24 protein-coding genes are annotated in these 23,478 nt (G+C 67.1%); 15 read left to right on the plus strand and 9 right to left on the minus strand.

Annotation, left to right across the window (positions count from 1 at the left end):
* Window positions 1–49: 49 nt before the first annotated feature.
* A complete protein-coding gene (gene putA / locus C1926_RS06210) occupies window positions 50–3,268 on the minus strand; it encodes a bifunctional proline dehydrogenase/L-glutamate gamma-semialdehyde dehydrogenase PutA (RefSeq protein ID WP_108758596.1) in 3,219 nt (1,072 codons plus the stop codon).
* 274 nt (window positions 3,269–3,542) lie between these two features.
* Here putA and C1926_RS06215 point away from each other — a divergent pair, with 274 nt between their 5' ends.
* Genes C1926_RS06215 through C1926_RS06240 form a run of 6 tightly spaced genes read left to right on the plus strand, consistent with a single transcriptional unit; the run spans window position 3,543 to window position 8,348 of the window.
* Window positions 3,543–4,019 (plus strand): DUF2244 domain-containing protein, encoded by a 477-nt coding sequence (locus C1926_RS06215; RefSeq protein WP_079225023.1) that lies wholly within the window; start codon window positions 3,543–3,545, stop codon window positions 4,017–4,019.
* Between the two features lie 11 nt (window positions 4,020–4,030).
* Window positions 4,031–4,981, plus strand: a complete 951-nt coding sequence (coxB, locus tag C1926_RS06220; RefSeq protein WP_108758597.1) for a cytochrome c oxidase subunit II — start codon at window positions 4,031–4,033, stop codon at window positions 4,979–4,981.
* A gap of 59 nt (window positions 4,982–5,040) precedes the next feature.
* Window positions 5,041–6,648 (plus strand): cytochrome c oxidase subunit I, encoded by a 1,608-nt coding sequence (gene ctaD, locus C1926_RS06225; RefSeq protein ID WP_057497455.1) that lies wholly within the window; start codon window positions 5,041–5,043, stop codon window positions 6,646–6,648.
* 8 nt (window positions 6,649–6,656) lie between these two features.
* Window positions 6,657–6,872, plus strand: coding sequence for a hypothetical protein (locus C1926_RS06230; RefSeq protein ID WP_108758598.1), 216 nt, complete (start codon window positions 6,657–6,659; stop codon window positions 6,870–6,872).
* Complete coding sequence (locus tag C1926_RS06235; RefSeq protein WP_108758599.1) at window positions 6,869–7,459, plus strand: cytochrome c oxidase assembly protein; 591 nt, start codon at window positions 6,869–6,871, stop codon at window positions 7,457–7,459. Before C1926_RS06230 ends, C1926_RS06235 begins: the two co-directional genes overlap by 4 nt.
* Window positions 7,460–7,472: 13 nt before the next feature.
* Complete coding sequence (locus C1926_RS06240) at window positions 7,473–8,348, plus strand: cytochrome c oxidase subunit 3 (RefSeq protein ID WP_079225028.1); 876 nt, start codon at window positions 7,473–7,475, stop codon at window positions 8,346–8,348.
* A gap of 20 nt (window positions 8,349–8,368) precedes the next feature.
* Here C1926_RS06240 and C1926_RS06245 read toward each other — a convergent pair whose 3' ends face one another.
* On the minus strand, window positions 8,369–8,587 hold the full coding sequence (locus C1926_RS06245) for a twin transmembrane helix small protein (RefSeq protein WP_049468560.1): 219 nt from the start codon (window positions 8,585–8,587) through the stop codon (window positions 8,369–8,371).
* Window positions 8,588–8,644: 57 nt separating this feature from the next.
* Between C1926_RS06245 and C1926_RS06250 the strand changes: the two genes are divergently transcribed.
* The 6 genes from C1926_RS06250 (at window position 8,645) to C1926_RS06275 (ending at window position 13,955) form a co-directional block, all read left to right on the plus strand.
* Entirely contained in the window at window positions 8,645–9,361 is a 717-nt protein-coding gene (locus tag C1926_RS06250) for an SURF1 family protein (RefSeq protein ID WP_108758600.1), read from the plus strand.
* 94 nt (window positions 9,362–9,455) lie between these two features.
* Complete coding sequence (locus C1926_RS06255; RefSeq protein ID WP_108758601.1) at window positions 9,456–10,025, plus strand: hypothetical protein; 570 nt, start codon at window positions 9,456–9,458, stop codon at window positions 10,023–10,025.
* A 10-nt stretch (window positions 10,026–10,035) separates the two neighbouring features.
* Window positions 10,036–11,199: a COX15/CtaA family protein gene (locus C1926_RS06260; protein WP_108758602.1), complete on the plus strand. Its 1,164-nt coding sequence runs from the start codon at window positions 10,036–10,038 to the stop codon at window positions 11,197–11,199.
* A 4-nt stretch (window positions 11,200–11,203) separates the two neighbouring features.
* Entirely contained in the window at window positions 11,204–12,097 is an 894-nt protein-coding gene (gene cyoE, locus C1926_RS06265) for a heme o synthase (protein WP_079225044.1), read from the plus strand.
* 136 nt (window positions 12,098–12,233) lie between these two features.
* Window positions 12,234–13,043 (plus strand): calcium-binding protein, encoded by an 810-nt coding sequence (locus C1926_RS06270; RefSeq protein WP_108758603.1) that lies wholly within the window; start codon window positions 12,234–12,236, stop codon window positions 13,041–13,043.
* A gap of 186 nt (window positions 13,044–13,229) precedes the next feature.
* On the plus strand, window positions 13,230–13,955 hold the full coding sequence (locus tag C1926_RS06275; protein WP_108758604.1) for a hypothetical protein: 726 nt from the start codon (window positions 13,230–13,232) through the stop codon (window positions 13,953–13,955).
* Between the two features lie 147 nt (window positions 13,956–14,102).
* Here C1926_RS06275 and C1926_RS06280 read toward each other — a convergent pair whose 3' ends face one another.
* The 6 genes from C1926_RS06280 to rpsU all read right to left on the minus strand — a co-directional run bounded on the left by C1926_RS06280 (window position 14,103) and on the right by rpsU (window position 19,316).
* Complete coding sequence (locus tag C1926_RS06280) at window positions 14,103–15,074, minus strand: bile acid:sodium symporter family protein (protein ID WP_097048522.1); 972 nt, start codon at window positions 15,072–15,074, stop codon at window positions 14,103–14,105.
* A 27-nt stretch (window positions 15,075–15,101) separates the two neighbouring features.
* A complete protein-coding gene (locus tag C1926_RS06285) occupies window positions 15,102–15,602 on the minus strand; it encodes a protein tyrosine phosphatase family protein (protein WP_108758605.1) in 501 nt (166 codons plus the stop codon).
* Window positions 15,603–15,626: 24 nt separating this feature from the next.
* Window positions 15,627–17,369 (minus strand): DNA primase, encoded by a 1,743-nt coding sequence (gene dnaG, locus C1926_RS06290; RefSeq protein WP_108758606.1) that lies wholly within the window; start codon window positions 17,367–17,369, stop codon window positions 15,627–15,629.
* A gap of 60 nt (window positions 17,370–17,429) precedes the next feature.
* Complete coding sequence (locus tag C1926_RS06295; RefSeq protein WP_108745780.1) at window positions 17,430–18,350, minus strand: YihY/virulence factor BrkB family protein; 921 nt, start codon at window positions 18,348–18,350, stop codon at window positions 17,430–17,432.
* 172 nt (window positions 18,351–18,522) lie between these two features.
* Window positions 18,523–18,966, minus strand: a complete 444-nt coding sequence (locus C1926_RS06300; protein ID WP_079225055.1) for a GatB/YqeY domain-containing protein — start codon at window positions 18,964–18,966, stop codon at window positions 18,523–18,525.
* 134 nt (window positions 18,967–19,100) lie between these two features.
* Window positions 19,101–19,316, minus strand: coding sequence for a 30S ribosomal protein S21 (gene rpsU, locus C1926_RS06305; protein ID WP_002808376.1), 216 nt, complete (start codon window positions 19,314–19,316; stop codon window positions 19,101–19,103).
* 166 nt (window positions 19,317–19,482) lie between these two features.
* Here rpsU and tsaD point away from each other — a divergent pair, with 166 nt between their 5' ends.
* A complete protein-coding gene (gene tsaD, locus C1926_RS06310) occupies window positions 19,483–20,508 on the plus strand; it encodes a tRNA (adenosine(37)-N6)-threonylcarbamoyltransferase complex transferase subunit TsaD (RefSeq protein ID WP_108758607.1) in 1,026 nt (341 codons plus the stop codon).
* A gap of 33 nt (window positions 20,509–20,541) precedes the next feature.
* Here tsaD and C1926_RS06315 read toward each other — a convergent pair whose 3' ends face one another.
* Window positions 20,542–21,195: a hypothetical protein gene (locus C1926_RS06315; protein WP_108760637.1), complete on the minus strand. Its 654-nt coding sequence runs from the start codon at window positions 21,193–21,195 to the stop codon at window positions 20,542–20,544.
* 509 nt (window positions 21,196–21,704) lie between these two features.
* On the opposite strand from C1926_RS06315, the gene folB reads away from it, so the two are divergent.
* Together folB and C1926_RS06325 are read left to right on the plus strand one after the other, a co-directional pair.
* Window positions 21,705–22,058 carry a dihydroneopterin aldolase gene (folB, locus tag C1926_RS06320; RefSeq protein ID WP_025878255.1) on the plus strand — a complete coding sequence of 118 codons (354 nt, stop codon included), beginning with the start codon at window positions 21,705–21,707 and terminating at the stop codon, window positions 22,056–22,058.
* An 87-nt stretch (window positions 22,059–22,145) separates the two neighbouring features.
* Entirely contained in the window at window positions 22,146–23,417 is a 1,272-nt protein-coding gene (locus C1926_RS06325) for a mechanosensitive ion channel domain-containing protein (protein WP_108758608.1), read from the plus strand.
* The last annotated feature ends 61 nt before the right edge of the window (window positions 23,418–23,478 follow it).

Here is a 23,478-nt window from a genome sequence, read left to right on the forward strand (position 1 = left end):
AAAAACCCCGCTTTCGCGGGGTTTTTCGTTCACTGCATGACGCAGGCGATCAGTCGCCCAGGGTCAGCAGCGAGGCGTTGCCACCGGCAGCGGTGGTGTTCACCGTCACCGTCTTTTCAGTAGCGAAGCGCAGCAGGTAGTGCGGACCGCCGGCCTTCGGGCCGGTGCCGGACAGGCCCTGGCCGCCGAACGGCTGCACGCCGACCACCGCACCGATCTGGTTGCGGTTGACGTAGACGTTGCCGACGTGGACGCCGTTGCTGATGCGATCAACGGTCTCGTCGATGCGCGAATGCACGCCCAGGGTCAGGCCGTAGCCGGTGGCGTTGATCTGGTCGATCACCGCCTCCAGCTGGTCGCCCTTCCAGCGGATGACGTGCAGCACCGGGCCGAACACTTCCTTCTGCAGCTGGCCGAGGTCCTTCAGTTCATACGCACGCGGTGCGAAGAAGGTGCCGTTGGCTGCTTCGGCGGACAGTTCAGCAGCAGCGATCAGGCGCGCTTCGCGGTCCATGCGCTCGGCGTGGTCCTGCAGGATCTTCAGCGCATCGGCGTCGATCACTGGACCGACGTCGGTGGACAGCAGGCCGGGGTTGCCGACCTTCAGTTCCTTCATCGCACCGGCCAGCATGGTCATCACCTTGTCGGCGATGTCGTCCTGCACGAACAGCACGCGCGCGGCCGAGCAACGCTGGCCGGCGGAGGTGAAGGCCGAACCGATCGCGTCCTTGACCAGCTGTTCCGGCAGCGCCGAGGAGTCGGCGATGAAGGCGTTCTGGCCGCCGGTCTCGGCGATCAGCACGCCGATGGCGGCGTCACGTGCGGCCATCGCGCGGTTGATCGCACGGGCGGTGTCGGTGGAACCAGTGAAGGCCACGCCGGCCACGCGCGGGTCGGCGGTCAGCGCGGCACCGACGGTGGCGCCGTCGCCCGGCAGGAACTGCACCACTTCAGCCGGCACGCCGGCGTCGTGCAGCAGCTTCACCGCGTAGTAGCCGATCAGGTTGGTCTGTTCGGCCGGCTTGGCGATGACGCTGTTGCCGGCGGCCAGTGCCGCAGCCACCTGGCCCAGGAAGATCGCCAGCGGGAAGTTCCACGGGCTGATGCAGACGAACACGCCGCGGCCGTGCAGCTGCAGTTCGTTGGATTCACCGGTCGGGCTGGGCAGCTTCTCGGCGTGGCTGAACTGCTCGCGCGCCTGCTTGGCGTAGTAGCGCAGGAAATCCACGGCTTCGCGCACTTCGGCGATGCTGTCGGGCAGGCTCTTGCCGGCTTCCTTCACGCACAGCGCCATGAATTCCGGCATGCGCGCTTCCAGCTGGTCGGCGGCGTGCTCGAGGATGGCGGCGCGGCTGGCGGCCGGGGTGCGGTTCCAGGCCGGCTGTGCGGCCACGGCATTGGCCAGGGCCTTCTGCACGGTGGCGGCATCGGCGGCCAGCCACTGGCCGACCACCTCGCGGGTGTCGGCCGGGTTGGTCACCGGCAGTGCGGCGCCGGCCGGGTTGGCACCCGGTACCAGCGGAGCGGCCTGCCAAGGCTTCACAGCCGCGTTGATCTGCTCGGCCAGGGCGCGCAGTTCGTTGTCGTTGGCGAGGTTGGCGCCCATGGAGTTCTTCCTGTCGTGGTTCTGGCTGCGCAGCAGGTCAACCGGCAGCGGGATCTTCGGGTGGGGGATCGAGGCGAACGAGGCGACCATCTCGACCGGATCGCGGATCAGGTCGGCGATCGGCACGCGTTCGTCGGTGATACGGTTGACGAAGCTGGAGTTGGCGCCGTTTTCCAGCAGGCGGCGCACCAGATACGGCAGCAGGTCTTCATGCGAACCGACCGGCGCATACACGCGGCACGGCAGGCCCAGGCGGTCGGCCGGCACCACTTCGGCGTACAGGTCATCGCCCATGCCGTGCAGCTTCTGGTGCTCGTACACGCCGCCGTTGGCGATGCTGCGCACCGCTGCGATGGTGTGCGCGTTGTGCGTGGCGAACATCGGGTAGATCGCGTCGGCATGGGTGAACAGGCGCTTGGCGCACGCCAGGTAGGACACGTCGGTGTTCTGCTTGCGGGTGAACACCGGGTAGCCCGGGTAGCCTTCGATCTGCGCGCGCTTGATCTCGGCATCCCAGTAGGCGCCCTTGACCAGGCGCACCTGCAGGCGGCGACCGGCGCGGCGCGCCATGTCGGCCAGGTGGTCGATCGTGTAAGGGGTGCGCTTCTGGTAGGCCTGCACGACCACGCCGAAGCCATCCCAGCCCGCCAGCGAGGCATCGCCGAACACCTGTTCGATGATGTCCAGCGACAGTTCCAGGCGGTCGGATTCTTCGGCGTCGACGGTGCAGCCGATGCCGTAGCTCTTGGCCAGCTGTGCCAGTTCCAGCACGCCCGGCACCAGGTCGGTCAGCACGCGCTCGCGCTTGGCGTGCTCGTAGCGCGGGTACAGCGCCGACAGCTTGATGGAGATGCCCGGGGCGTTGTTGACGTCGCCGTCGGGACGGCCGCCGCGTGCCTTGTGATCGCCGCCGATGGCGTGGATCGCACGACGGTAGTCTTCCAGGTAGCGCAGCGCGTCCTTCATGGTCAGCGCGCCTTCGCCCAGCATGTCGAACGAGTAGCGGTAGCTGGCGTTGTCGCCCTTGTGCGAGCGCGACAGCGCTTCGCTGATGGTGCGGCCCATGACGAACTGGTGGCCCATGATCTTCATGGCCTGGCGCACGGCCAGGCGCACCACCGGCTCACCGACGCGGCCGACCAGGCGCTTGAAGGCGCTGGGGGCGTCGGCGCGGGTGGCATCGTTCATCTGCACCAGCTTGCCGGTCAGCATCAGGCCCCAGGTGGAGGCGTTGACCAGCACCGAGTCGCTGCCGCCCAGGTGCTTTTCCCAGTCGGCGTCGGCCAGCTTGTCGCGGATCAGCTTGTCGGCGGTGTCCTGGTCCGGAATGCGCAGCAGCGCCTCGGCCACGCACATCAGCAGCACGCCTTCCTCGCTGCCCAGGTCGTACTGGCGCATGAAGGCTTCGATCGCCCCCTGGTCCTTGGCGCGCACGCGCACCCGGCCGACCAGGTCGGCGGCCAGCGCCTGCACGCGGGCCTGCTCCTCGGCGGGCAGCCGGGCCTGCGCCAGCAGCTCGCGCACGTGGCTGGCCTCGTCCTTCAACCAGGCATCGGTGATGGCCTGGCGGAACGGGTTGGGGGACACCGGCAGTTCCGGCGACAGCAGCGCGCCCGGACGCGGGGCGTCGTGGGCGGCAGGGGAGGAGGAGGGTGCGTTCATGCCGATCCGGCCAGTGGAAAACTTGGCGATTTTAATCATTTTTGCGCCCTGCGGAAGTGCCCCGCAGACACCTTTGTAGAGGGCTGATAGCCCCTAGCGGTGGTGGATTCAGCGTGTTCAGCAAGCTCGACAGTATTTGTGCTGAATTCGTCATTCGCGCCGACGGGGTCATGCTGTATTGCAACATGGGAAAAAGTGTGAATGGACCCTTGCTACCGGTGAGAGGGCGGGGCTACCATCGAGACGTTTCCCGCGGCAGGAACGCGGTTGCGACATGATCGAGGTGCTTCCAGCTCCGGATGGGTCAGGTACGCAGCTGCGGCTGCGTCCCCCACGGGCGCTCGATGCCCGGCAGTTCATCCTGTTGTTTGCCGTGTTGTCGGGTGCGATGTGGCTGGTCTCCGCCCTCGGGTGGTTGGCCGGCAATGCATTCGCCCCCCTGTTCGCGCTGCTGTACAGCCTGTTGCTGGCAGCCGCCTTGCGCGCGTTGTGGCGCAGCGGTGAACGGCAGGAGGAGATCCGGGTCGTGCCGGCGTGCGTGGAGGTCATCCCCGTACCCGGTGGATCGCCGGTGTTCCGGGCCCACCCGCATTGGGTGCGCCTGCTCACCGACGACGAGAGGGTCCGGCTGGCATCCAGCGGACGGCAGGTGGAGGTGGGGAGTTTCCTCGCGCCGGCCGAACGCCAGACGCTCGCTGAAATGCTTGAAGGCTTGCTCGCCGCCAGCGATGGCGGCAACCGACGACGCTAAGGGTCTAGGCAATGAAGCAAAGCAGCAGGTGGGGCACGAAGTGCGTTGCAGCGGTCGCCAGCCTGGTGGCCGGGGGACTGGTTCCGGCATGGGCATGGGCGCAGGCCGCCGATCCCAAGCCGTGGCAGCTGAACATGGGCAAGGGGGTGACCCAGACCTCGCGCCTGGCCTGGGAGTCGAACAACCTGTCGTTGATCATCTGCACGGTGATCGGCGTCATCGTGTTCGGGGCGATGGCCTACGCCATCTTCAAGTTCCGCAAATCCAAGGGCGCGGTGGCCGCCACCTTCAGCCACAACACCAAGGCCGAGGTGATCTGGACGGTGATCCCGGTGATCATCCTGATCGTGATGGCGTGGCCGGCCACGGCCAACCTGATCAAGATGTACGACACCCGCGATGCCGAGATGACGGTGAAGGTCACCGGCTACCAGTGGATGTGGAAGTACGAATACCTCGGCGAGAACGTCACCTTCACCAGCCGCCTGGACCGCGAGTCCGACCGCGTGCGGCAGAGTGGGGTGGTGCCCACCCGCGAAAGCCACCCGCATTACCTGCTGGACGTGGACAACCGCCTGGTGCTGCCGGTGGACACCAAGGTGCGCTTCGTCATCACTTCTGATGACGTGATCCACGCCTGGTGGGTGCCGGCGCTGGGCTGGAAGCAGGACGCCATCCCCGGCTTCATCAATGAGGCCTGGACCAGCATCGAGCAGCCCGGCGTGTACCGCGGGCAGTGCGCCGAGCTGTGCGGCAAGGACCATGGCTTCATGCCGATCGTGGTCGAGGCGGTGTCCAAGGAAGACTTCAAGCAGTGGCTGGCGCAGCGCAAGCCGCCGCCGGCTGCGCCTGCCACGCCTGCGGCACCGGCCGAACCGGCAGCGCCGGCGGCACCGGCAGCGCCAGCCGCACCGGCGGCGGCTGAAGCCGGTACCCCTGCCACCGCGGCCAGCGGCGCGTGATGTAAAGCCCGCGGCCGTTCGCGGCCGTGGCGACAACCGATTCTGAGAGGTGTTTTGCGATGGCGCACTCGGCAGTTGGGCACGACGATCACCACCACCACCAGAGTTTCTTCGAGCGTTGGTTCTTCTCGACCAACCACAAGGACATCGGCACGCTGTACCTGGGCTTCAGCTTCATCATGTTCATCATCGGTGCGGCGATGAGCGTGGTGATCCGGGCCGAACTGGCGCAGCCGGGCCTGCAGTTCGTCAAGCCCGAGTTCTTCAACCAGATGACCACCGTGCATGCGCTGGTGATGATCTTCGGCGGCGTGATGCCGGCCTTCGTCGGCCTGGCCAACTGGATGATCCCGCTGCAGATCGGCGCGCCGGACATGGCCCTGCCGCGCATGAACAACTGGTCGTTCTGGCTGCTGCCGGTGGCCTTCAGCCTGCTGCTGCTGACCCTGTTCCTGCCCGGTGGCGCGCCGGCCGGTGGCTGGACGCTGTACCCGCCGCTGTCGCTGCAGGGCGGCTACAACGTGGCCTTCAGCGTGTTCGCCATCCACGTCGCCGGCATCAGCTCGATCATGGGCGCGATCAACATCATCGCCACCGTGCTCAACATGCGTGCGCCGGGCATCGACCTGCTGAAGATGCCGATCTTCTGCTGGGCCTGGCTGATCACCGCCTTCCTGCTGATCGCGGTGATGCCGGTGCTGGCCGGCGCGGTGACCATGCTGCTGACCGACAAGTTTTTCGGCACCAGCTTCTTCAACGCCGCCGGCGGCGGTGACCCGGTGATGTACCAGCACATCTTCTGGTTCTTCGGCCATCCCGAGGTCTACATCATGATCCTGCCCGCCTTCGGCGTGGTCAGCGAGATCATCCCGACCTTCAGCCGCAAGCCGCTGTTCGGCTACCAGGCAATGGTGTACGCCACCGCCGCGATCGCCTTCCTGTCGTTCATCGTCTGGGCCCACCACATGTTCACCGTGGGCATGCCGCTGGGCGGCGAGATCTACTTCATGTTCGCCACCATGCTGATCTCGATCCCGACCGGCGTGAAGGTGTTCAACTGGGTCAGCACCATGTGGCGTGGCTCGCTGACGTTCGAGGCGCCGATGCTGTGGTCGGTGGCCTTCGTCATCCTGTTCACCATCGGTGGCTTCTCCGGCCTGATGCTGGCGATCGTGGCGGCCGACTTCCAGTACCACGACACCTACTTCGTGGTGGCCCACTTCCACTACGTGCTGGTGACCGGCGCGGTGTTCGCGCTGATCGCCGCGGTGTACTACTGGTGGCCGAAGTGGACCGGGCGCATGTACAGCGAGAAGTGGGCCAAGGTGCACTTCTGGTGGTCGATCGTGTTCGTCAACCTGCTGTTCTTCCCGCAGCACTTCCTCGGCCTGGCCGGCATGCCGCGCCGCATCCCGGATTACAGCGTGGCCTTCGCCGACTGGAACCTGATCAGCTCGATCGGTGCGTTCGGCATGTTCGCCACGCCGTTCATGATGGCCGCGATCCTGCTGTCCTCGCTGCGCAACGGCGAGAAGGCCGAAGCGCGCAGCTGGGAAGGTGCGCGCGGCCTGGAGTGGACGCTGCCGTCGCCGGCGCCGGCGCACACCTTCACCACGCCGCCGACCATCCGCCCGGGGGATCTGGCCCATGACGACATCACGCATTGAGGTGGGGCATGCATAACGAGAGCCCGCTTCCGATCGGTAGGGTCGAGCCAGGTTCGGCTGACAGCGTGTCGTCCGGTCAAGAGCAGCCGACCAGCGGTCGGCTCTACCAGGCCGGAAGCATCGAGCAGCAGCGCCAGCGCGCCAGGCGCACCGCCCTGTGGGTCGGCGCCATCGCGGTGCTGGTCTACGTCGGCTTCATCCTCAGCGGGGTGATCGGCCGATGAGCGAGGCGCCGGCCACCGCTCCGTCCCGCAGTGCCGGGCTGCCGCGCCTGATCGGCGTGGCGGTGGCGGTGTTCCTGCTGACGTTCTCGCTGGTGCCGCTGTACCGCATCGCCTGCGAGAAGGTCTTCGGCGTGCGCCTGGAGCGCGGCCCCGGCAGCGAGGCCAGCACCGGCGCTGCGGCCGGCAAGAGCACCGTGCGCGTGGAGTTCGATGGCGGCGTCAATTCGCGGCTGCCGTGGTCGTTCCATCCCGAGCAGCTGACCATGGACGTGGTGCCGGGCGAACTCAACGAAGCGCTGTACTTCGCCCGCAACGACAGCGCCAACGCCGTGGTCGGCAGTGCGGTGCCTTCCGTCGCACCGGCGCGCGCGTCGGGCTTCTTCAGCAAGACCGAATGCTTCTGTTTCACCGCGCAGACGCTGCAGGCCGGCGAGAAGCGCGACATGCCGGTGCGCTTCATCGTCGATCCGGACCTGCCGCCGGAAATCAGGACGATCACCTTGTCCTACACCTTCTACCGCAACGACGCGCTGTCCGACCGGCTGGCACCTGCCGCCACCTCGGAAGGTGCGCACGCCGCTCCCTGACCCGGATACCGACATGGCCCAGACACCGACCGACGCCAACGTGTACTTCGTCCCGGCCCAGAGCCGGTGGCCGTTCGTGGGCTCCATCGCGATGATGGTGACCATGGTCGGCGTGGCCAGCTGGCTCAACGATGCCAGCTGGGGGCGCTGGACCTTCTACATCGGCATCGCGATGCTGGTGCTGACCCTGTTCTGGTGGTTCAGCGACGTGGTGCGCGAATCGCAGGCCGGCCACTACAACCGTCAGGTCGACGGCTCGTTCCGGATGGGCATGGTCTGGTTCATCTTCTCCGAAGTGATGTTCTTCGGTGCCTTCTTCGGCGCGCTGTTCTATACCCGCAACCTGGGCCTGTCCTGGCTCAGCGGCGAAGGCCGCGGGGTGATGACCAACGAGCTGCTGTGGCAGGGCTATTCCGCAGGCTGGCCGACCAACGGGCCGGCCGCCATCGGCGGTGCGTTCCAGACCATCCCGGCCTGGGGCCTGCCGCTGATCAACACGCTGATCCTGCTGACCTCCGGCGTGACCCTGACCATCGCCCACCATGCGTTGAAGGCCGGCAACCGCCGCCAGCTGCTGGTCTGGCTGGGCGTGACCGTGCTGCTCGGCCTGGGCTTCCTCACCCTGCAGGCGGAGGAGTACATCCACGCCTACAAGGAGCTGAACCTGACCCTGGGTTCGGGCATCTACGGTTCGACGTTCTTCATGCTGACCGGCTTCCACGGCGCGCACGTGCTGCTGGGCACGATCATGCTGATCGTGATGTGGCTGCGCTCGGCCAAGGGCCATTTCACCCGCGACAACCACTTCGCGTTCGAAGCCGCCGCGTGGTACTGGCACTTCGTCGACGTGGTGTGGCTGATGCTTTTCATGTTCGTCTACGTGCTTTGACCACGCTGGCGACGGCGGCCTCAGCCGCCGATGCCGTGCGGCTTGATCCAGCCCATGTAGATGCACACGATCACCAGTACGATCAGGGCCACCGACACCCCGATGCGGCGTGTCAGTGCGTTGACCGTGCGCTTGGTCTGGCCGCGGTCGACCAGCAGGTAATACAGGCCGGCGCCCAGATTCCAGACGATGACGATCAGAAACGCGATTACCAGCAGGGTCTTCAGCGAATCACTCATGCGCGGCTCGAGGGCAGGATGGATGCGCCTATCTGACCGCGTTTGCGCGGACTTGTCATGATGCGCCAGCACACGCGCGTGATCGGCTGGCTGATGGCGGTGCTGGCGATGGCCGCGTTCACCGCATTGGGGTTCTGGCAGCTGCAGCGCATGCACGCCAAGCAGGCGATGCTGGATGCGCAGGGGCCCGCGGCGGCGCAGGCACTGCCACTGGCGCAGGCCCTGGCAGCGCCCGGTGCGCTGCATGGCGTGGCCGACCATGGCCGCTTCCTGCCCGGGGTGGTGCTGCTGGACAACCAGATGCGCCACGGCCGTGCCGGGGTGAAGATCTATCGGCCGTTCCAGAGTGATGGCGGCAGCGTACTGCTGGTCGACCTCGGCTGGCGCGCGCTGCCGCTGGATCGCACGTTGCCGCAGCTGCCGGCGCCGCCTTCGCCGGTGGCGGTACGCGGGCTGCTGGCGCCGCCGCCCGCAGCCGGCCTGGCGTTGGGGCCGGCGCTGTCGCCCACCGGCGTGGCCGGGCGCTGGCTGGCCAGCCGCCTGCCGGCCGACGGCCTGGCCCGCGCGCTGGGGCTGGCCGCGCTGCCTGACCGGGTGCTGCGACTGGACCCGGCCCTGCCGTTTGGCGATGAGCGCGACCTCGACCTGCTGCCGAACACGCTGCCGCCACAGCGCCACCTGGGCTATGCCGTGCAGTGGTTCGGCCTGGCGCTGACCGTGCTGGTGGTGGCACTGGTGCTGGAGCGCCGCAGGAAGCGCCCCATGGCCCGGTAGTGCCGGCCGCTGGCCGGCATCCCCCGGTTTCCTGCTGCCGGCCAGCGGCCGGCACTACCGGCATCCCTTTCCCAACCGTGAGAAAATGCCCCGCATGAACACTGCTACGTCCCCGCAGGCGCGCGGTTCCGGCCGCCGGACCCTGGTGCTGCTGTTCGCCGTGTTCTTCGGGGCGATGGCGCTGGCCGCCGTGCTGCGCTTCACCGGCTGGCAGCCGACCGCGCACCGCAATGCCGGCCAGCTGCTGGAGCCGCCGGTGGACCTGCGCCAGCAGCCACCGACCCTGGCCAACGGCCAGGCCTATCCCTGGAACCCCGAAGCGCGGACCTGGCGCCTGCTGGTCGCCCCCGCCGGCGCCTGTGACGCGCAGTGCGTCACTTTGTCGCAGGGACTGGGCAAGGTGTGGCAGCTGTTCGGCCATAACGCCGATAATGTCGAGATCCTGTGGCTGGGAACGCCACCGGCGTCGATCGCCTCGCTGCCCGCGCTGCGGCCGCTGGCCCCGTCGCCAGCCCTGCGCGCGGCCCTGCCGGGCGTCGATGATCCGGCGGGACCGCCGGTCTACGTGATCGATCCGAACGGCTTCGTGATCATGCGCCATGCCCCCGGTTCCGACCTGGGTGGCCTGCGCAAGGACATGGCCACGTTGCTGAAACTGAAGTGAGTCCTGTTTGATGAGCCTTTCCGCGCGCCCGGCGCTGCATCGCAACTTCCACCGCCTGGCGTGGTTCGCCATGATCATGACCGCCAGCACGATCATGTTCGGCGCCTTCGTCCGCCTGTCCGATGCCGGGCTGAGCTGCCCGGACTGGCCGACCTGCTATGGCCAGGCCACCTGGCCGCAGCACGTGGAAGAAACCATCGGCCACCCCGCCGCCGAGATCCGCCCGCTGGAAACCCACAAGGCCTGGCGTGAGCAGGTGCACCGCTTCCTGGCCGGCGCGCTGGGCATCGAGATCCTCACCCTGGCCCTGCTGGCCACCCGCAAGCGGCGCTTCGGAAGCACGGCGGTGGTGACCGCCTGCGTACTGGTGGCCGCCGGCATACCGCTGTACATGATGGGCTGGCACGGCACGGCCAGCGCCCTGGCCCTGGTGGGCGAGGCGATCCTGCTGCTGGCAGCACTGCGCTGGAGCAACATCGACCTGGCGCGCGCGGCCCTGCTGACGCTGGCCGTGGTGATTTTCCAGGCGCTGCTGGGCATGTGGACCGTGACCCTGCTGCTGAAACCCATCGTCGTGATGGGCCACCTGCTGGGCGGCATGCTGATGTTCGCGCTGCTGGTGTGGATGGCCTGGCGTGCGACCCACCTGCCGATCACCTTGGCCGAAGCACCCAGGCTGAAGTGGCTGCTGCGCATCGGCGTGGCAGTGCTGGTCACCCAGATCGCCCTCGGTGGCTGGGTCAGCGCCAACTATGCGGCGCTGGCCTGCGGCGGCGGCAGCGCTTCGCTGGATAATTTCCCGCGCTGTGCCAACCAGTGGTGGCCGCAGCACAACTTCGCCGAAGGCTTCACCCTGTGGCGCGGCATCGGCGTGGATTACGAAGGCGGCGTGCTGGATGGCGCCTCGCGCATCGCCATCCAGATGGCGCACCGCCTGTTTGCGATCGTGGTGGCGGCCTACCTGCTGTGGCTGGGCCTGCGCCTGTTCCGCGTGCCCAGCATGCGTGGCTGGGCCAGCGCGCTGGTGGCGCTGCTGGTGCTGCAGGTCACCCTGGGCATCCTCAACGTGAAGCTGGCCCTGCCGCTGGAAGTGGCCGTGGCCCACAACGGCGTGGCCGTCGCCCTGTTGTTCGTACTGGTCAGCCTGCTGGCCCGCCTGCGTGCCCCGGACTGATTCCATGTTTTCCAATTACCGCCAGTACTGGGACCTGACCAAACCCAAGGTCGTGGCCCTGATCGTCTTCACCGCCCTGGTCGGCATGGTCCTGGCCATTCCGGGCGTGCCCAGCTGGGAACAGGTGCGCGCCGGTGCGCTCGGCTTCCTCGGCATCTGGCTGGCCGCTTCGGCTGCCGCCGCCATCAACCAGCTGCTGGATGCGCACATCGATGCGCAGATGGCACGCACCTCGTGGCGCCCGCTGGTGGTGGGCAAGGTCAAGCCGTGGCAGGTGCTGGTGTTTGCCAGCGTGCTGATCGTGCTGTCGATGGCGATCCTGCTGCTGTGGGTGAACTGGATCACCGCGGTGCTGACCTTCGCTTCGCTGATCGGCTATGCGGTGATCTACACCGTGTACCTGAAGCGTGCGACCTCGCAGAACATCGTCATCGGCGGCCTCGCCGGCGCGATGCCGCCGATGCTGGGCTGGGCGGCGATCACCGGAATGCAGGGTTCGTCGGACTGGGCGTACTCGTCGCTGCTGGTGCTGATCATCTTCATCTGGACCCCGCCGCACTTCTGGGCGCTGGCGATCTTCCGCCGCGAGGACTACGCCAAGGCGAAGATCCCGATGCTGCCGGTCACCCATGGCGTGGTGCACACGCGCAAGCAGATCATGGTGTATTCGGTGGTGCTGGCGCTGGTGTGCGTGGTGCCGTACCTGGTGGGCATGAGCGGCCCGTTCTACCTGGGCGGCGCGATCGTGCTCAACGCCGTGTTCCTCTGGTACGCCTGGCGCATGCTGAACCCGCCGGACGAGCTGTTCTCGATGAAGATGTTCCATTACTCCATCGTGTACCTGATGGCGCTGTTCGCTTTCCTGCTGGTGGACCACTGGATCCTGCCCTGGTTGTGATGTCGGGGTCGGATCCCCGCAGGGGCTCTGACCCCACCTGATCGCACGGACATCCCCGCATGACGTGGATCACCTTGAACCGCGCTCGTGGCGCCGCCATTGCTGTTCCTGACCCCAGGGAAAGGAAGCAGCAGGGATGCATTCGATCTTCCGTTGGACCACCGCGCTGATGCTGGCGCTGGGCATGGCCGTGACCGCGCATGCCGACGACACCGCCGCGCAGATCCGCCAGCACGCCGGCGACCATCGCATGCTGGTGCTGGGCGAATTCCACGGAACACGCGAGACGCCGCTGCTGGTGCGGCAGCTGTTGGACGACTACAGCCGCGATGGCACGCCGGTGCTGCTGGCGCTGGAACTGCCGCGCGGCGAGACCCCCACCCTGCGTGATTACCTGGCTTCCGATGGCGGGGCCGCGGCACGCCAGCAGCTGCACGGGCGTGCGTTCTGGACCGTGCCCGACGACCAGCACGATGGCCGTCGCAGCCGCGACATGCTGGCGTTGATTGAGAGCCTGCGCACGCTGAAGGCGCAGGGGCGTGTCATCGACGTGGTCGGCTATGACGTCAACAGCAGTGATGGCAACAACCAGACACGCGATGACCGCATGGCGGCCGAGCTGCGGCGGCTGTACCGGCGCCTGCCGGATGGTGCACGCATGGTCGTGCTGACCGGCAATGTCCACGCCATGCTGCGGCGGCCCGCCGATGCTCCGCCGGAAATGCAGACCCAGCCGATGGCATCGGCACTGCGTGACCTGGATATCTACAGCGTGCGGCTGGAAGCGTTGCGCGGCCACTTCTGGGGATGCATGGACCGCTGCAAGGCGCTGGCCCTGCTCGAACGGCCAGCGCGTTCGCCGGAGGTCAACGCCCATGCCGGCCGCCAGTACGACCTGTGGGTCTGGATGCCGGAACTGAGTGTCGGCACGCTGGTAGACCCGTAACGCCAGGCAGCCCATCCACGCATGGCGTGGATCTACTGCAGGTTCGCGCCATCCGTGGTCCGGTAGATCCACGCCACGCGTGGATGATTTCCCACGGGATCCATTGCACCCGGTGTCGGCTTCTGCTCGCGTGGGCCGCACTGCGGCCGTTGATGACTCGTCCTTCTGTGGAGCAAGGTGGTCGCAATGAACTTCAATCTTCTGCTTGTTGCCTGCATCCCGATCTCGGCAACTGCATGCGCATCCCAGGTTGATGCGGAAGCTGACGCGGTCGGACAATGGCTGCAGCTACGCGCCATGCAGGCGGCTGCACAGGCGAGCACGTCGCCTGTGGGCAGCTACCGCATCGTGCGATTGGCAGACCTGGATGCCCCCGACGCGGTGAAGCAGCAGCTTCGCGCTGACATCGAACGATCCAACGGTGTCGTGCAGGTTGCAGCAGGGAACATCCCAACGCAGGCCGAAATACTGGCTGCCGTGCCGCGTACTCAGCGTTCTGCGTCGGAACTACGCCAGCGTCTGCCGCAGCCTCCTAGCAGGCTGGACGCTACTCTCCTCGGACCAGCCGAGCTGATCGGCATGGAGCCGAGTGGTGCGTTGGACGGTGCAAAGTCCTCGGGCCTGAGCCGCTTCTACCGGCTGGAGGGTGTCGGCATCGTGGAGTTCAGCGAGAACAACTTCCTCGCTGCGGGCATGCAGCTCGAGGTCATTGCGGAGGCGCAGAACACCGAGGTGAACGGCAAGCCCGCTAACCTTGGAAAGGTTGTTGATGGTGCCGGCCGTACCCGGGTAGAGCTTGCCTGGACGGGAGACAGCAAGACCTACAGCCTGATTGCCACAGGCGAGCCGGGGAGTGACGTGGAGCGCAACGCCCGAGTGCTGCACGACATCGCTGCGGCCATCGTGGATTAGCGGCGGCGCGAGCGTCATCCACGCATGGCGTGGATCGACTGCGGGGTAACGCCATCCGCGGTTTGGTAGATCCACGCCGCGCGTGGATGGTGTCAGTAGATCCACGCCATGCGTGGATGGGGTTCCCGCAACAACCCGCGCGCCCAATCAGGGCGCGCGCTTCGCATACCGCTGCGCGATGACGCCGCAGACGATCAGCTGGATCTGGTGGTAGATCATCACCGGCAGCACGATGGCGCCCAGGCTGCCACCGGCGAACAGCACCTTGGCGATCGGCACGCCGGTGGCCAGGCTCTTCTTCGAGCCGCAGAACACGATGGCGATCTCGTCCTCGCGGTTGAAGTGCAGGCGGCGGGCCAGGAAAGTGATGAGCGGCATGGCGATGCCCAGCAGCACGGCGGCCACCACGGCCACGGCGAACAGGGACAGCAGCGGCGTCTTGCTCCACAGCCCCTCGGTCACGGCTTCGCCGAAGGCCGAATACACCACCAGCAGGATGGTCGCCTGGTCGGTGTAGCGCAGCAGCGCACGCTGCTTTTCCACCCAGCCGGCAATCCACGGCCGCAGCAGGTGGCCGGCCACGAACGGCACCAGCAGCTGCAGCATGATGCCGCCGATGGCATGCAGCGGGTCGTGCACCCCGCCGGAGGTACCGGCCAGTGCGGTCAGCAGCAGGGGCGTGAGGAACACGCCGAGGATGCTCGACAGCGAGGCGCTGCACACCGCCGCCGGCACGTTGCCGCGCGCCATCGACGTAAAGGCGATGGACGACTGCACGGTGGAGGGCAGGGTGCACAGGAACAGCACGCCCATGTACAGCTCAGGCGTCAGCAGCCAGCCGGACAGTGGCTTGAACAGCAGGCCCAGCAGCGGGAACAGGATGAAGGTGCACGCCAGGATGGTCAGGTGCAGCCGCCAGTGCAGCATGCCGCCGATGATCGACTCGCGCGGCAGGCGAGCGCCATGCAGGAAGAACAGTGCGGCGATGGCGACGGTGGTGACATCGTCCAGCACGATGGCGGCGGCGCCCTTCATCGGCAGCAGCGAGGCCAGGCCGACGGTGCACAGCAGGGCGAGGGTGAAATTGTCCGGTCGCAGGCGCGACCACCAGCGGGTCATGGTGGGCAGGCTCCTTGTTACAGGGGGTCAGGGATGGGAAACGGGTGCGGCCAGGCGTTGCCGGGTGGCCGCTTCCAGTGAGGTCAGGCCAGCGCGTTGGCCCAGCTGCAGGGCCTGCTCGGGGCTGGCGTGCTCGTAGCGGGCGTTGACCAGGCCGAGCACGGCGCCGGCACGGTTGCCCGACGCGCAGTGCAGCAGCACCGGGCCCTGGCTCTGCTGCAGTGCCTGGTGCACGGCGCGCACGTTGGCTGCATCCAGGCCCTCGGCACCGGCCACCGGGATGCGCACGTAGCGCAGGCCCAACGCCTCGGCCTGGGCGGTCTCGTCGAAACCACGGTCCTCGCCGGGCTGGCGCAGGTCGATGACGGTGCGCACGCCCTGCGCGGCCAGCGACTGCAGTTGCGCAGCGCTGGGCTGGCCGCCGGCATACAGGCCGGGGCGGACTTCATTGAGCGGGGTGTCCCCGGCCCAGGCGGGCAGGGACGTGCAGAGCGACAGCAACAGCAGGCAGGTCAGGCGCAGCAGCATGGTCTCTCCGTGGATGGGCTGCCGCTACAGGCGCAGGGTGGCGCGGGCCTTCAGCAGTTCGCGCAGTTCGTATTTGTCAGTATCGTCCAGGCCCTGCTGGCGCTGCTTTGCCAACAGCTCGTCCAGACGTTGCACCAGCAGTTGTTTCTCCAGCTGGGCCACCGCGTCGTGCAGTTCCTGGGTCCACATCGCTTCGTCGCCGGGCATGGTCTGCGCGGCCAGCGTATGCAGCGAGGCCTGTTCTTCGCGGCCATCGAAATGTTCCAGCAGGGCGCCGGTGCTGATGTCCGGGCGCTGTTCGACCAGGCCCAGCAGTTCCAGCAGCAGCTCCACGCCGGGCAGGCGCAGGCCCTGGAAGTGGTGCTTGCCGCCCAGGCTCATCGCGAGCGACGGCTGCTGCAGCAGCACGGCGATGGCGCCGCGCACGAGGCTGCGCTTGGCGATGGGCTGGATCTGTCGCGCCGGCGCGCGCTGCGGCATCGGTGCGCGTGCGGCTGCGGCGTTGCCACCGCCCAGGCCGGTCAGCTGTGCCAGCTGCTGCTTCATCAGGTCGCCGAAGGCACCATCGGGAATCTGCGCCAGCATCGGCTTGGCCCGCTCGGCCAGGCGTGCCTTGCCGTCCAGCGTGCCCAGATTGATCTCGCGGGTCAGTTCATCGAAGAAGAACTGCGACAGCGGCGTGGCCTGCTTCAGGCGCTCGTTGAAGACCTCGGCGCCTTCCTTGCGCACGATGGTGTCGGGGTCTTCGCCATCGGGCAGGAACAGGAAGAACGCCTGGCGGCCATCCTTCATGCGCGGCAGCACCGATTCCAGCGCCTTCCAGCCGGCACGGCGGCCGGCGGCGTCGCCGTCGAAGCAGAAGAACACGTCCGGTGCGTTGCGGAACAGCAGCTCGGCATGGTCCGGCGTGGTGGCCGTGCCCAGCGTGGCCACCGCCTGGGTGACCCCGAACTGGAACAGCGAGACCACGTCCATGTAGCCCTCGACCACGATCAGCCGCTCGATCTTCTGGTTGGCCTGGCGCACCTGCCACAGGCCGTACAGCTCGCGGCCCTTGTGGAACAGCGCGGTTTCCGGCGAGTTGAGGTACTTGGGGCCGTCGTCCTTCTCGAACACGCGGCCGCCGAAGGCGATGACACGGCCACGGCGGTCGAAGATCGGGAACATCACCCGGTCGCGGAACTTGTCGTAGACGTGGCCGCGGTCGTTCTTGGAAAACAGGCCGGCGCGGTCGAGCAGCTTCATCCGCCGCTCGTCCTTGCCCAGCGCATCGCGCAGGCCGCTGTAACCGTCCGGCGCGTAGCCGATCTGGAAGCGCGCGCGGTTTTCCTCGTCCACGCCGCGGCCGTCCAGGTAGGTGCGGGCCTTTTCGCTGCCTTCGAGGTTCTTCTGGAAGAACTTCGTGGCCGCATCCAGCGCGGAATACAGCTCGCGGCTGTCGTCCTGCTGCTGGGCGTTGCGCGGGTTCTCGCTGCGCGGCACTTCCATGCCGGCGCGCTTGGCCAGTTCATCCACCGCATCGAGGAATTCGAGGCGGTCGTAGTTCATCAGGAAGCTGATGGCGGTGCCGTGCGCGCCGCAGCCGAAGCAGTGGTAGAACTGCTTGGTGGGCGAGACCGTGAACGAGGCCGAGCGCTCGTCATGGAACGGGCAGCGCGCCGCATATTCCTTGCCCTGGCGCTTCAACGGCACGCGGCTGCCCACCACCTCGACGATGTCGGAGCGGGCCAGCAGGTCGTCGATGAATGCGTCGGGGATACGGGCCATGGGCAACAGGGCAGGGGCGCGGCCAGGGGCCACGCGAGGCGGACGATCAATCCGCCTAGTTTACTCCCTGCCGGGCAGTGGGCCGGCGTTGGCCGGATCGATGCCGGCAGCGGCCAGGTGGGTACGTGCGCGCAGGCGCTCGTCGATCACTGCGGTCATCAGTGCGCCGACGAAGAACACCACAGTGGCGTAGTAGATCCAGACCAGCGAGATGACCAGCGCGCCCATCGAGCCGTATGCGCTGCCGGGGGCGACGGTGGCGATGTAGACGCCGATGCCATAGCGGCCCAGCGCGAACAGTGCCGAGGTGATGACGCCGCCGATGAAGGCCTGGCGCCAGGCTACGCGTCGGTCCGGCAGGTAGTGGTACATGAAAGCGAAGCCGACCGCATACAGCAGCAGGCTGGTGAGATAGCCGATGGCCGGCAGGATCGAGGGCAACTGGGCGAAGGCCACCTGCAGCATGGTGGTGGCGGTCATCGACAGGATCAGCAGGAAGCCCAGTGCCAGCACCACGCCGAAGGAGAACACGCGCTTGCGCAGCCAGGCCTTGATGCCCTCGAGCCGCTCGCCGCTGGTGCGGAAGATCAGGTTCAGTGCGTTCTGCAGCTGGGCGAACACGGCCGTGGCACCGATGAACAGCAGCAGGGTGCTCCACAGCCCGGCCAGCGAACCGACATCGGGCTGGTTGTCGGCGTTCTTCAGTACGGTTTCGGCCACGGTGGCCGCGCTGCTGCCGGCGGCGGCGCTGATCTGTTCGACCAGAGCCTGCTGCGCGGGGGGATACAGCGACGCGGTCAGCCACAGCAGCAGCACCAGCAGGGGTGCCATCGAGAGCAGGGCGTAGAAGGAGACCGAGGCGGCCTGGGTGAGCACGTCGATCTCGACGAAGCGCTTGCCGACGGCCATGGGAAAGCTGTCCTGCAGGCGCTGGACGTATTTGCGTAGATTCACGGGGACAGGGGACGCGGGTTCAACCATGCGGCTGTTGTAACAGCCGGGGGTCGAAGGCGTGGTGAAGCATCGCGGCGACGCGGTCGCGGCGGTGGGGTCAGAGCCCTTTCGCGTGGCGAAAGGGATCTGACCCCGGGAATGCGGCATTGGGGTCAGAGCCCTTTCGCCACGCGAAAGGGATCTGACCCCGGGTGCTGGATTACGACAGCTGCTGCTTGACCAGCTTGGACACCAGGCCCATGTCGGCCTGGCCGGCCAGCTTGGGCTTCAGTGCGCCCATCAGCTTGCCCATGTCGGCCGCGCCGGTGGCACCGGTCTCGGCAATGGCTGCCTGGATGGCGGCCACGATCTCGGCTTCGCCCATCTTGGCCGGCAGGTAGGCTTCGATCACCACGATCTCGGCGCGCTCGATCTCGGCCAGGTCTTCACGGCTGGCGGCCACGAACTGGGTGACCGAGTCCTTGCGCTGCTTGACCATCTTGTCCAGCACGGCGATGACGGCGGTGTCATCCAGCTCGACACGCTCGTCCACTTCCTTCTGCTTGATGGCGGCGTTGATCAGGCGGATCACGCCCAGCTTGTGCTTCTCGCCCGCCTTCATGGCGGCCTTCATGTCGTCGGTGAGCTGCTGCTTCATGCTCATGAGGAACCTCGTGGTGTGTGGTGGGGCAGGGGCGGATGCCCGAGTCCGGAAACGCAAAAAGCCGGCGACGCTTGCGCGTGCCGGCTTCGGCTCCACTGCGACAGGCAAGCCCATCGCAATGAAGATGCGTCCGATCAGTACAGGCGCTGACGCTTGGTGACGTCGCGCGAGGAACGGCGCAGCTGACGCTTCACAGCAGCAGCAGCCTTGCGCTTGCGCTCCTGGGTCGGCTTTTCGTAGAACTCGCGCTTGCGGGTTTCGGCCAGCACACCGGCCTTTTCGCAAGTGCGCTTGAAGCGGCGAAGAGCAAACTCAAAGGGTTCGTTCTCGCGGACTTTGACGCTGGGCATGGAATCTCCGGGACACAGTAGAACCGGGTCACGCCCGGCGAGCCGCACATTATAGCGGCGAATGGACAAACTGCAAGCGTCCAACCCTGAATACGGGCGAGGCGTTTGCGTGCTATGGGATCTGCCGGTTCCCCGAGGGGGCGGCAGGGGCGTCATAATAGCAGGCATGCGAGTCCTTGGCATCGAATCTTCCTGTGATGAGACCGGCGTGGCGGTGTATGACACCGACCTGGCCGGCAGCGCGGCCCTGCGCGCCCATGCGGTCTATAGCCAGATCGCGCTGCACGCCGAGTACGGCGGTGTGGTGCCCGAGCTGGCCAGCCGCGACCACGTCCGCAAGCTGCTGCCGCTGGTGCGCCAGACCCTGGCCGAGGCCGGCCTGGGCGTGGGCGACATCGACGGCGTGGCCTATACGGCTGGCCCCGGCCTGGTCGGCGCCCTGCTGGTCGGCGCGGGCGTGGCCCGTTCGCTGGCCTGGGCGCTGGAGGTGCCGGCGGTGGGCGTACACCATATGGAAGGCCACCTGCTGGCGCCATTGATGGAAGACGACCCACCGGAAGCCCCGTTCGTGGCGCTGCTGGTGTCCGGCGGCCACACCCAGCTGGTGGCGGTGGACGCCATCGGCCAGTACCGCCTGCTGGGCGAAACCCTGGACGATGCGGCCGGCGAGGCCTTCGACAAGACCGCCAAGCTGATGGGCCTGCCTTACCCGGGCGGCCCGCAGCTGGCCAGGCTGGCCGAGCAGGGCACGCCGGGCGCCTACCGCTTCGCGCGGCCGATGACCGACCGCCCGGGGCTGGATTTCAGCTTCTCCGGCCTGAAGACCCAGGTCCTGATGGCCTGGCGCGACAGCGACCAGAGCGAACAGACCCGCGCCGACATCGCCCGTGGCTTTGAAGATGCGGTGGTGGAGACGCTGTCGATCAAGTGCGAGCGCGCGCTGGAAGCGGCGGGCACCAACGTGATCGTGGTGGCGGGCGGCGTGGGCGCGAACACGCGCCTGCGCGCGCGCCTGCAGCAGATGGCCGAGCGCCTGGGCGGCCGCGCCTGCTTCCCGCGCCCGGCGTTGTGCACCGACAACGGCGCGATGATCGCCTTCGCTGGCGCGTTGCGCCTGCAGGCCGGCCAGCACAACCCGCCGAAGGTGGAAGTCACCCCGCGCTGGGACATGGCGACCCTGCCGGCGGTCTGAACCGGTAGCGCCGGGCCGCGCCCGGCGGATGCATCACGGGCGTGCACCCAGCGGCGACGCAGCCAATACCGTCGTCGCCCGCTCATGGCGCTGCAGCCACCCCAGGGTATGCGGGCAGCGCGCATGGATCAGCCGCCCGATCGCGGCCAGGTCGGCACCGAGGTCGCGCTCGAGGATGGGTTCGTGGTGGGCGATGCGGTTGCGCAGGTGGCGGATGCGGTCGAGGTCGGCATGGATGGACCGACGCAGGACGGACAGCGGCGCCGAGGGTGCGTGTGGCAGCGCCAGGCTCATGGTCCCGGCCCAGATCGAATGCTCGAACCGTCGAGCGAACAATTGCTGCCAGAAGCCGAATCGCAGTTTGGCGATGACCTCCGGTACATCCCGCGGAGCTCCGGCGCTGCCGCGGACATCGCATAGCGAGGCAAGCGCGCCTTCGGCAGGAAGGCTGCGCAGTAGCGCTGGATGCCAAGGCCAGCATCGACCATAACGATGCACCAGCGCCATAGCGGCTGCATTGCGGATCACGACCTCGCAGATGTGCAACGGTGGCAGGAGAGCAGCACACATCTGCATGTTCCAAGCATAGAGCGTGGCTGGATCGACTACGCAACGCGAAGCAATGCGCTCGTAGGTCGACCATCTTTGCCGGGATAGCGCTGCCTGCAGGATCCTGCTTTCCTTCATCAACTCACTCCCTGGGAACGTGGCTTCACCTTGACTCTGGGAACGAGGCAGGAACATCAGGAAACGGCATCATGATCGTCAGTGATTTTTGTGTATCGGCTCGGTTTTTCACCCGGTCGTCTGCCGTGACGCATTTGCCAATTGACTGGGCTGGGTGGCGCTCCTAACCTTGCGGCGTGTGCTCCGGGACTCGCGGCTGGATTCCAGCTTCCCCTGGGGACGTTGAGAGGTACCAAAGGGCCCCGCTAGCAGGGCCCTTTGTCTTTTGAGGCACCGGCATAGTCGTAATCGCCTCTTGATCAGCAGGCCTGACCTGCTTCAATTTCAAATACTGCGCCACCGGGACTCGCGGCTGTTCAACAGCTCCCCCCGGGGACAAACGGTAGTACCAAAGGGCCCTGCTAGCGGGGCCCTTTGTTTTTCCCGCCACCACCCACGCCACCGCCCGTTCCGGGCAGGGTCACCGCCGTGCCGTTACCATGGCCACCTGTATCCGGCTGGTAACCGCAATGGACAAGGTTTTCATCGAAGGGCTGACGATCGACGCCCTGATCGGCATCTACGACTGGGAACGGCGGATCCGGCAGGACCTGGTGTTCGACCTGGAAATGGGCTTCGACAACCGCCGCCCGGCCGCGTCCGATGACATCGCCCACACCCTGAACTACAAGGCGGTGAGCAAGCGCCTGGAACAGTTCGTGCGCGAATCGGAATTCGGCCTGGTCGAGACCCTGGCCGAGCGCTGCGCGCAGATCGTGCTGGACGAGTTCGACGTGAAGTGGCTGCGCCTGAAGCTGAGCAAGCCCGGTGCGGTGCGCGGTGCGCGCGCGGTGGGCGTGATCATCGAGCGCTCTCGCGACTGACCGGTCGTGCCGGCCGCTGGCCGGCAAGCCCCGGTAGTGCCGGCCGCTGGCCGGCAACCCCAACAGCACTAAAGAAGGAGATGAAGGATGGTGGATGCGGTGGTGGCGGTACAGTGGCTGGAACAGCTGCAGATGACACTGGAACCCTATCCCGGCGCCTATCTGGCGTTGATGATCACGGCGCTGCTGGTCGCCGCCGGCCTGGCCAACTGGCTGACCAAGCGCATCCTGGTGCGCGGCCTGCGGCGCTTGCTGCAGCGCCTGCCCGGCGCGGAATCCGGGCGCGGCAGCCACCTGATGCGGGTGATCGCGCGGCTGTCCAACGTGGTGCCCAGCCAGGTGATCGCCTCGGGCATCGTCCTGATCCCCGACCTCCCGCCCGGCCTGGTCAACGTCATCATAAAGCTGTGCATCGTGTGGGCGGTGCTGACCGTGTCGCTGGCGTTCTCGCACGCGCTGGATGCGGCCAACAGCCTGTACGAACGCAAGCCCGATGCGCGCAACAAGCCGATCAAGGGCTACCTGCAGGTGGTCAAGATCGTGGTGTTCGTGGCCGCCGGCCTGTCCATCGTCGCCACCCTGCTGGGGGTGAAGATCGGCCCGCTGGTAACCGGCCTGGGCGCGGCCACCGCCGTGCTGATGCTGATCTTCCAGGACACCATCCTGTCGCTGGTGGCCAGCGTGCAGATCAGTGGCGATGGCCGCGTGCGCCTGGGCGACTGGATCGAGATGCCCAGCCAGAACGCCGACGGTGATGTCATCGATATCGCCCTGCACACCATCACCGTGCAGAACTTCGACAAGACCATCACCACCATCCCGACCAAAAAGCTGGTGACCGAGTCGTTCAAGAACTGGCGCGGCATGCAGGAGGCCGGCGGCCGCCGGATCAAGCGCGCGCTGTACCTGGACCAGCACAGCGTTGGCTTCCTGGACGCGGACGCGCTGCAGCAGCTGGGCCAGTTTGCCCTGCTGGGCGATTACCTGCGCGACAAGGCGCAGGAGCTGGAGCAGTGGAACGGGCGCCTGCGCGAGCAGGGCGTGGCCGAGGTGAACAGCCGCCGGGTGACCAACCTGGGCACCTTCCGCGCGTATGTGGAGCGCTATCTGCGCAATCACCCCGGCATCCATCAGGACATGACCCTGCTGGTGCGCCAACTGCAGCCGACCACCGAGGGCCTGCCGCTGGAGCTGTACTGCTTCACCCGCAGCACCGCCTGGGGCGAGTACGAGGCGGTGCAGTCGGACATTTTCGACCACCTGCTGGCGATTCTTCCGGCCTTTGGCCTGCGGGTGTTCCAGGCCTCCAGCGACGCCATGTTGATGGCGGGGCAGCGCTCACTGGCCGGGTCGGAGTAAGCTCCACCCTCGCGTCCGCCCCCGTATGGGCCGCCCAGACTGTGGGCGGGCGCACGAAACT

It is taken from the genome of Stenotrophomonas sp. ZAC14A_NAIMI4_1, from assembly GCF_003086915.1.
Taxonomy (GTDB): Bacteria; Pseudomonadota; Gammaproteobacteria; order Xanthomonadales; family Xanthomonadaceae; genus Stenotrophomonas.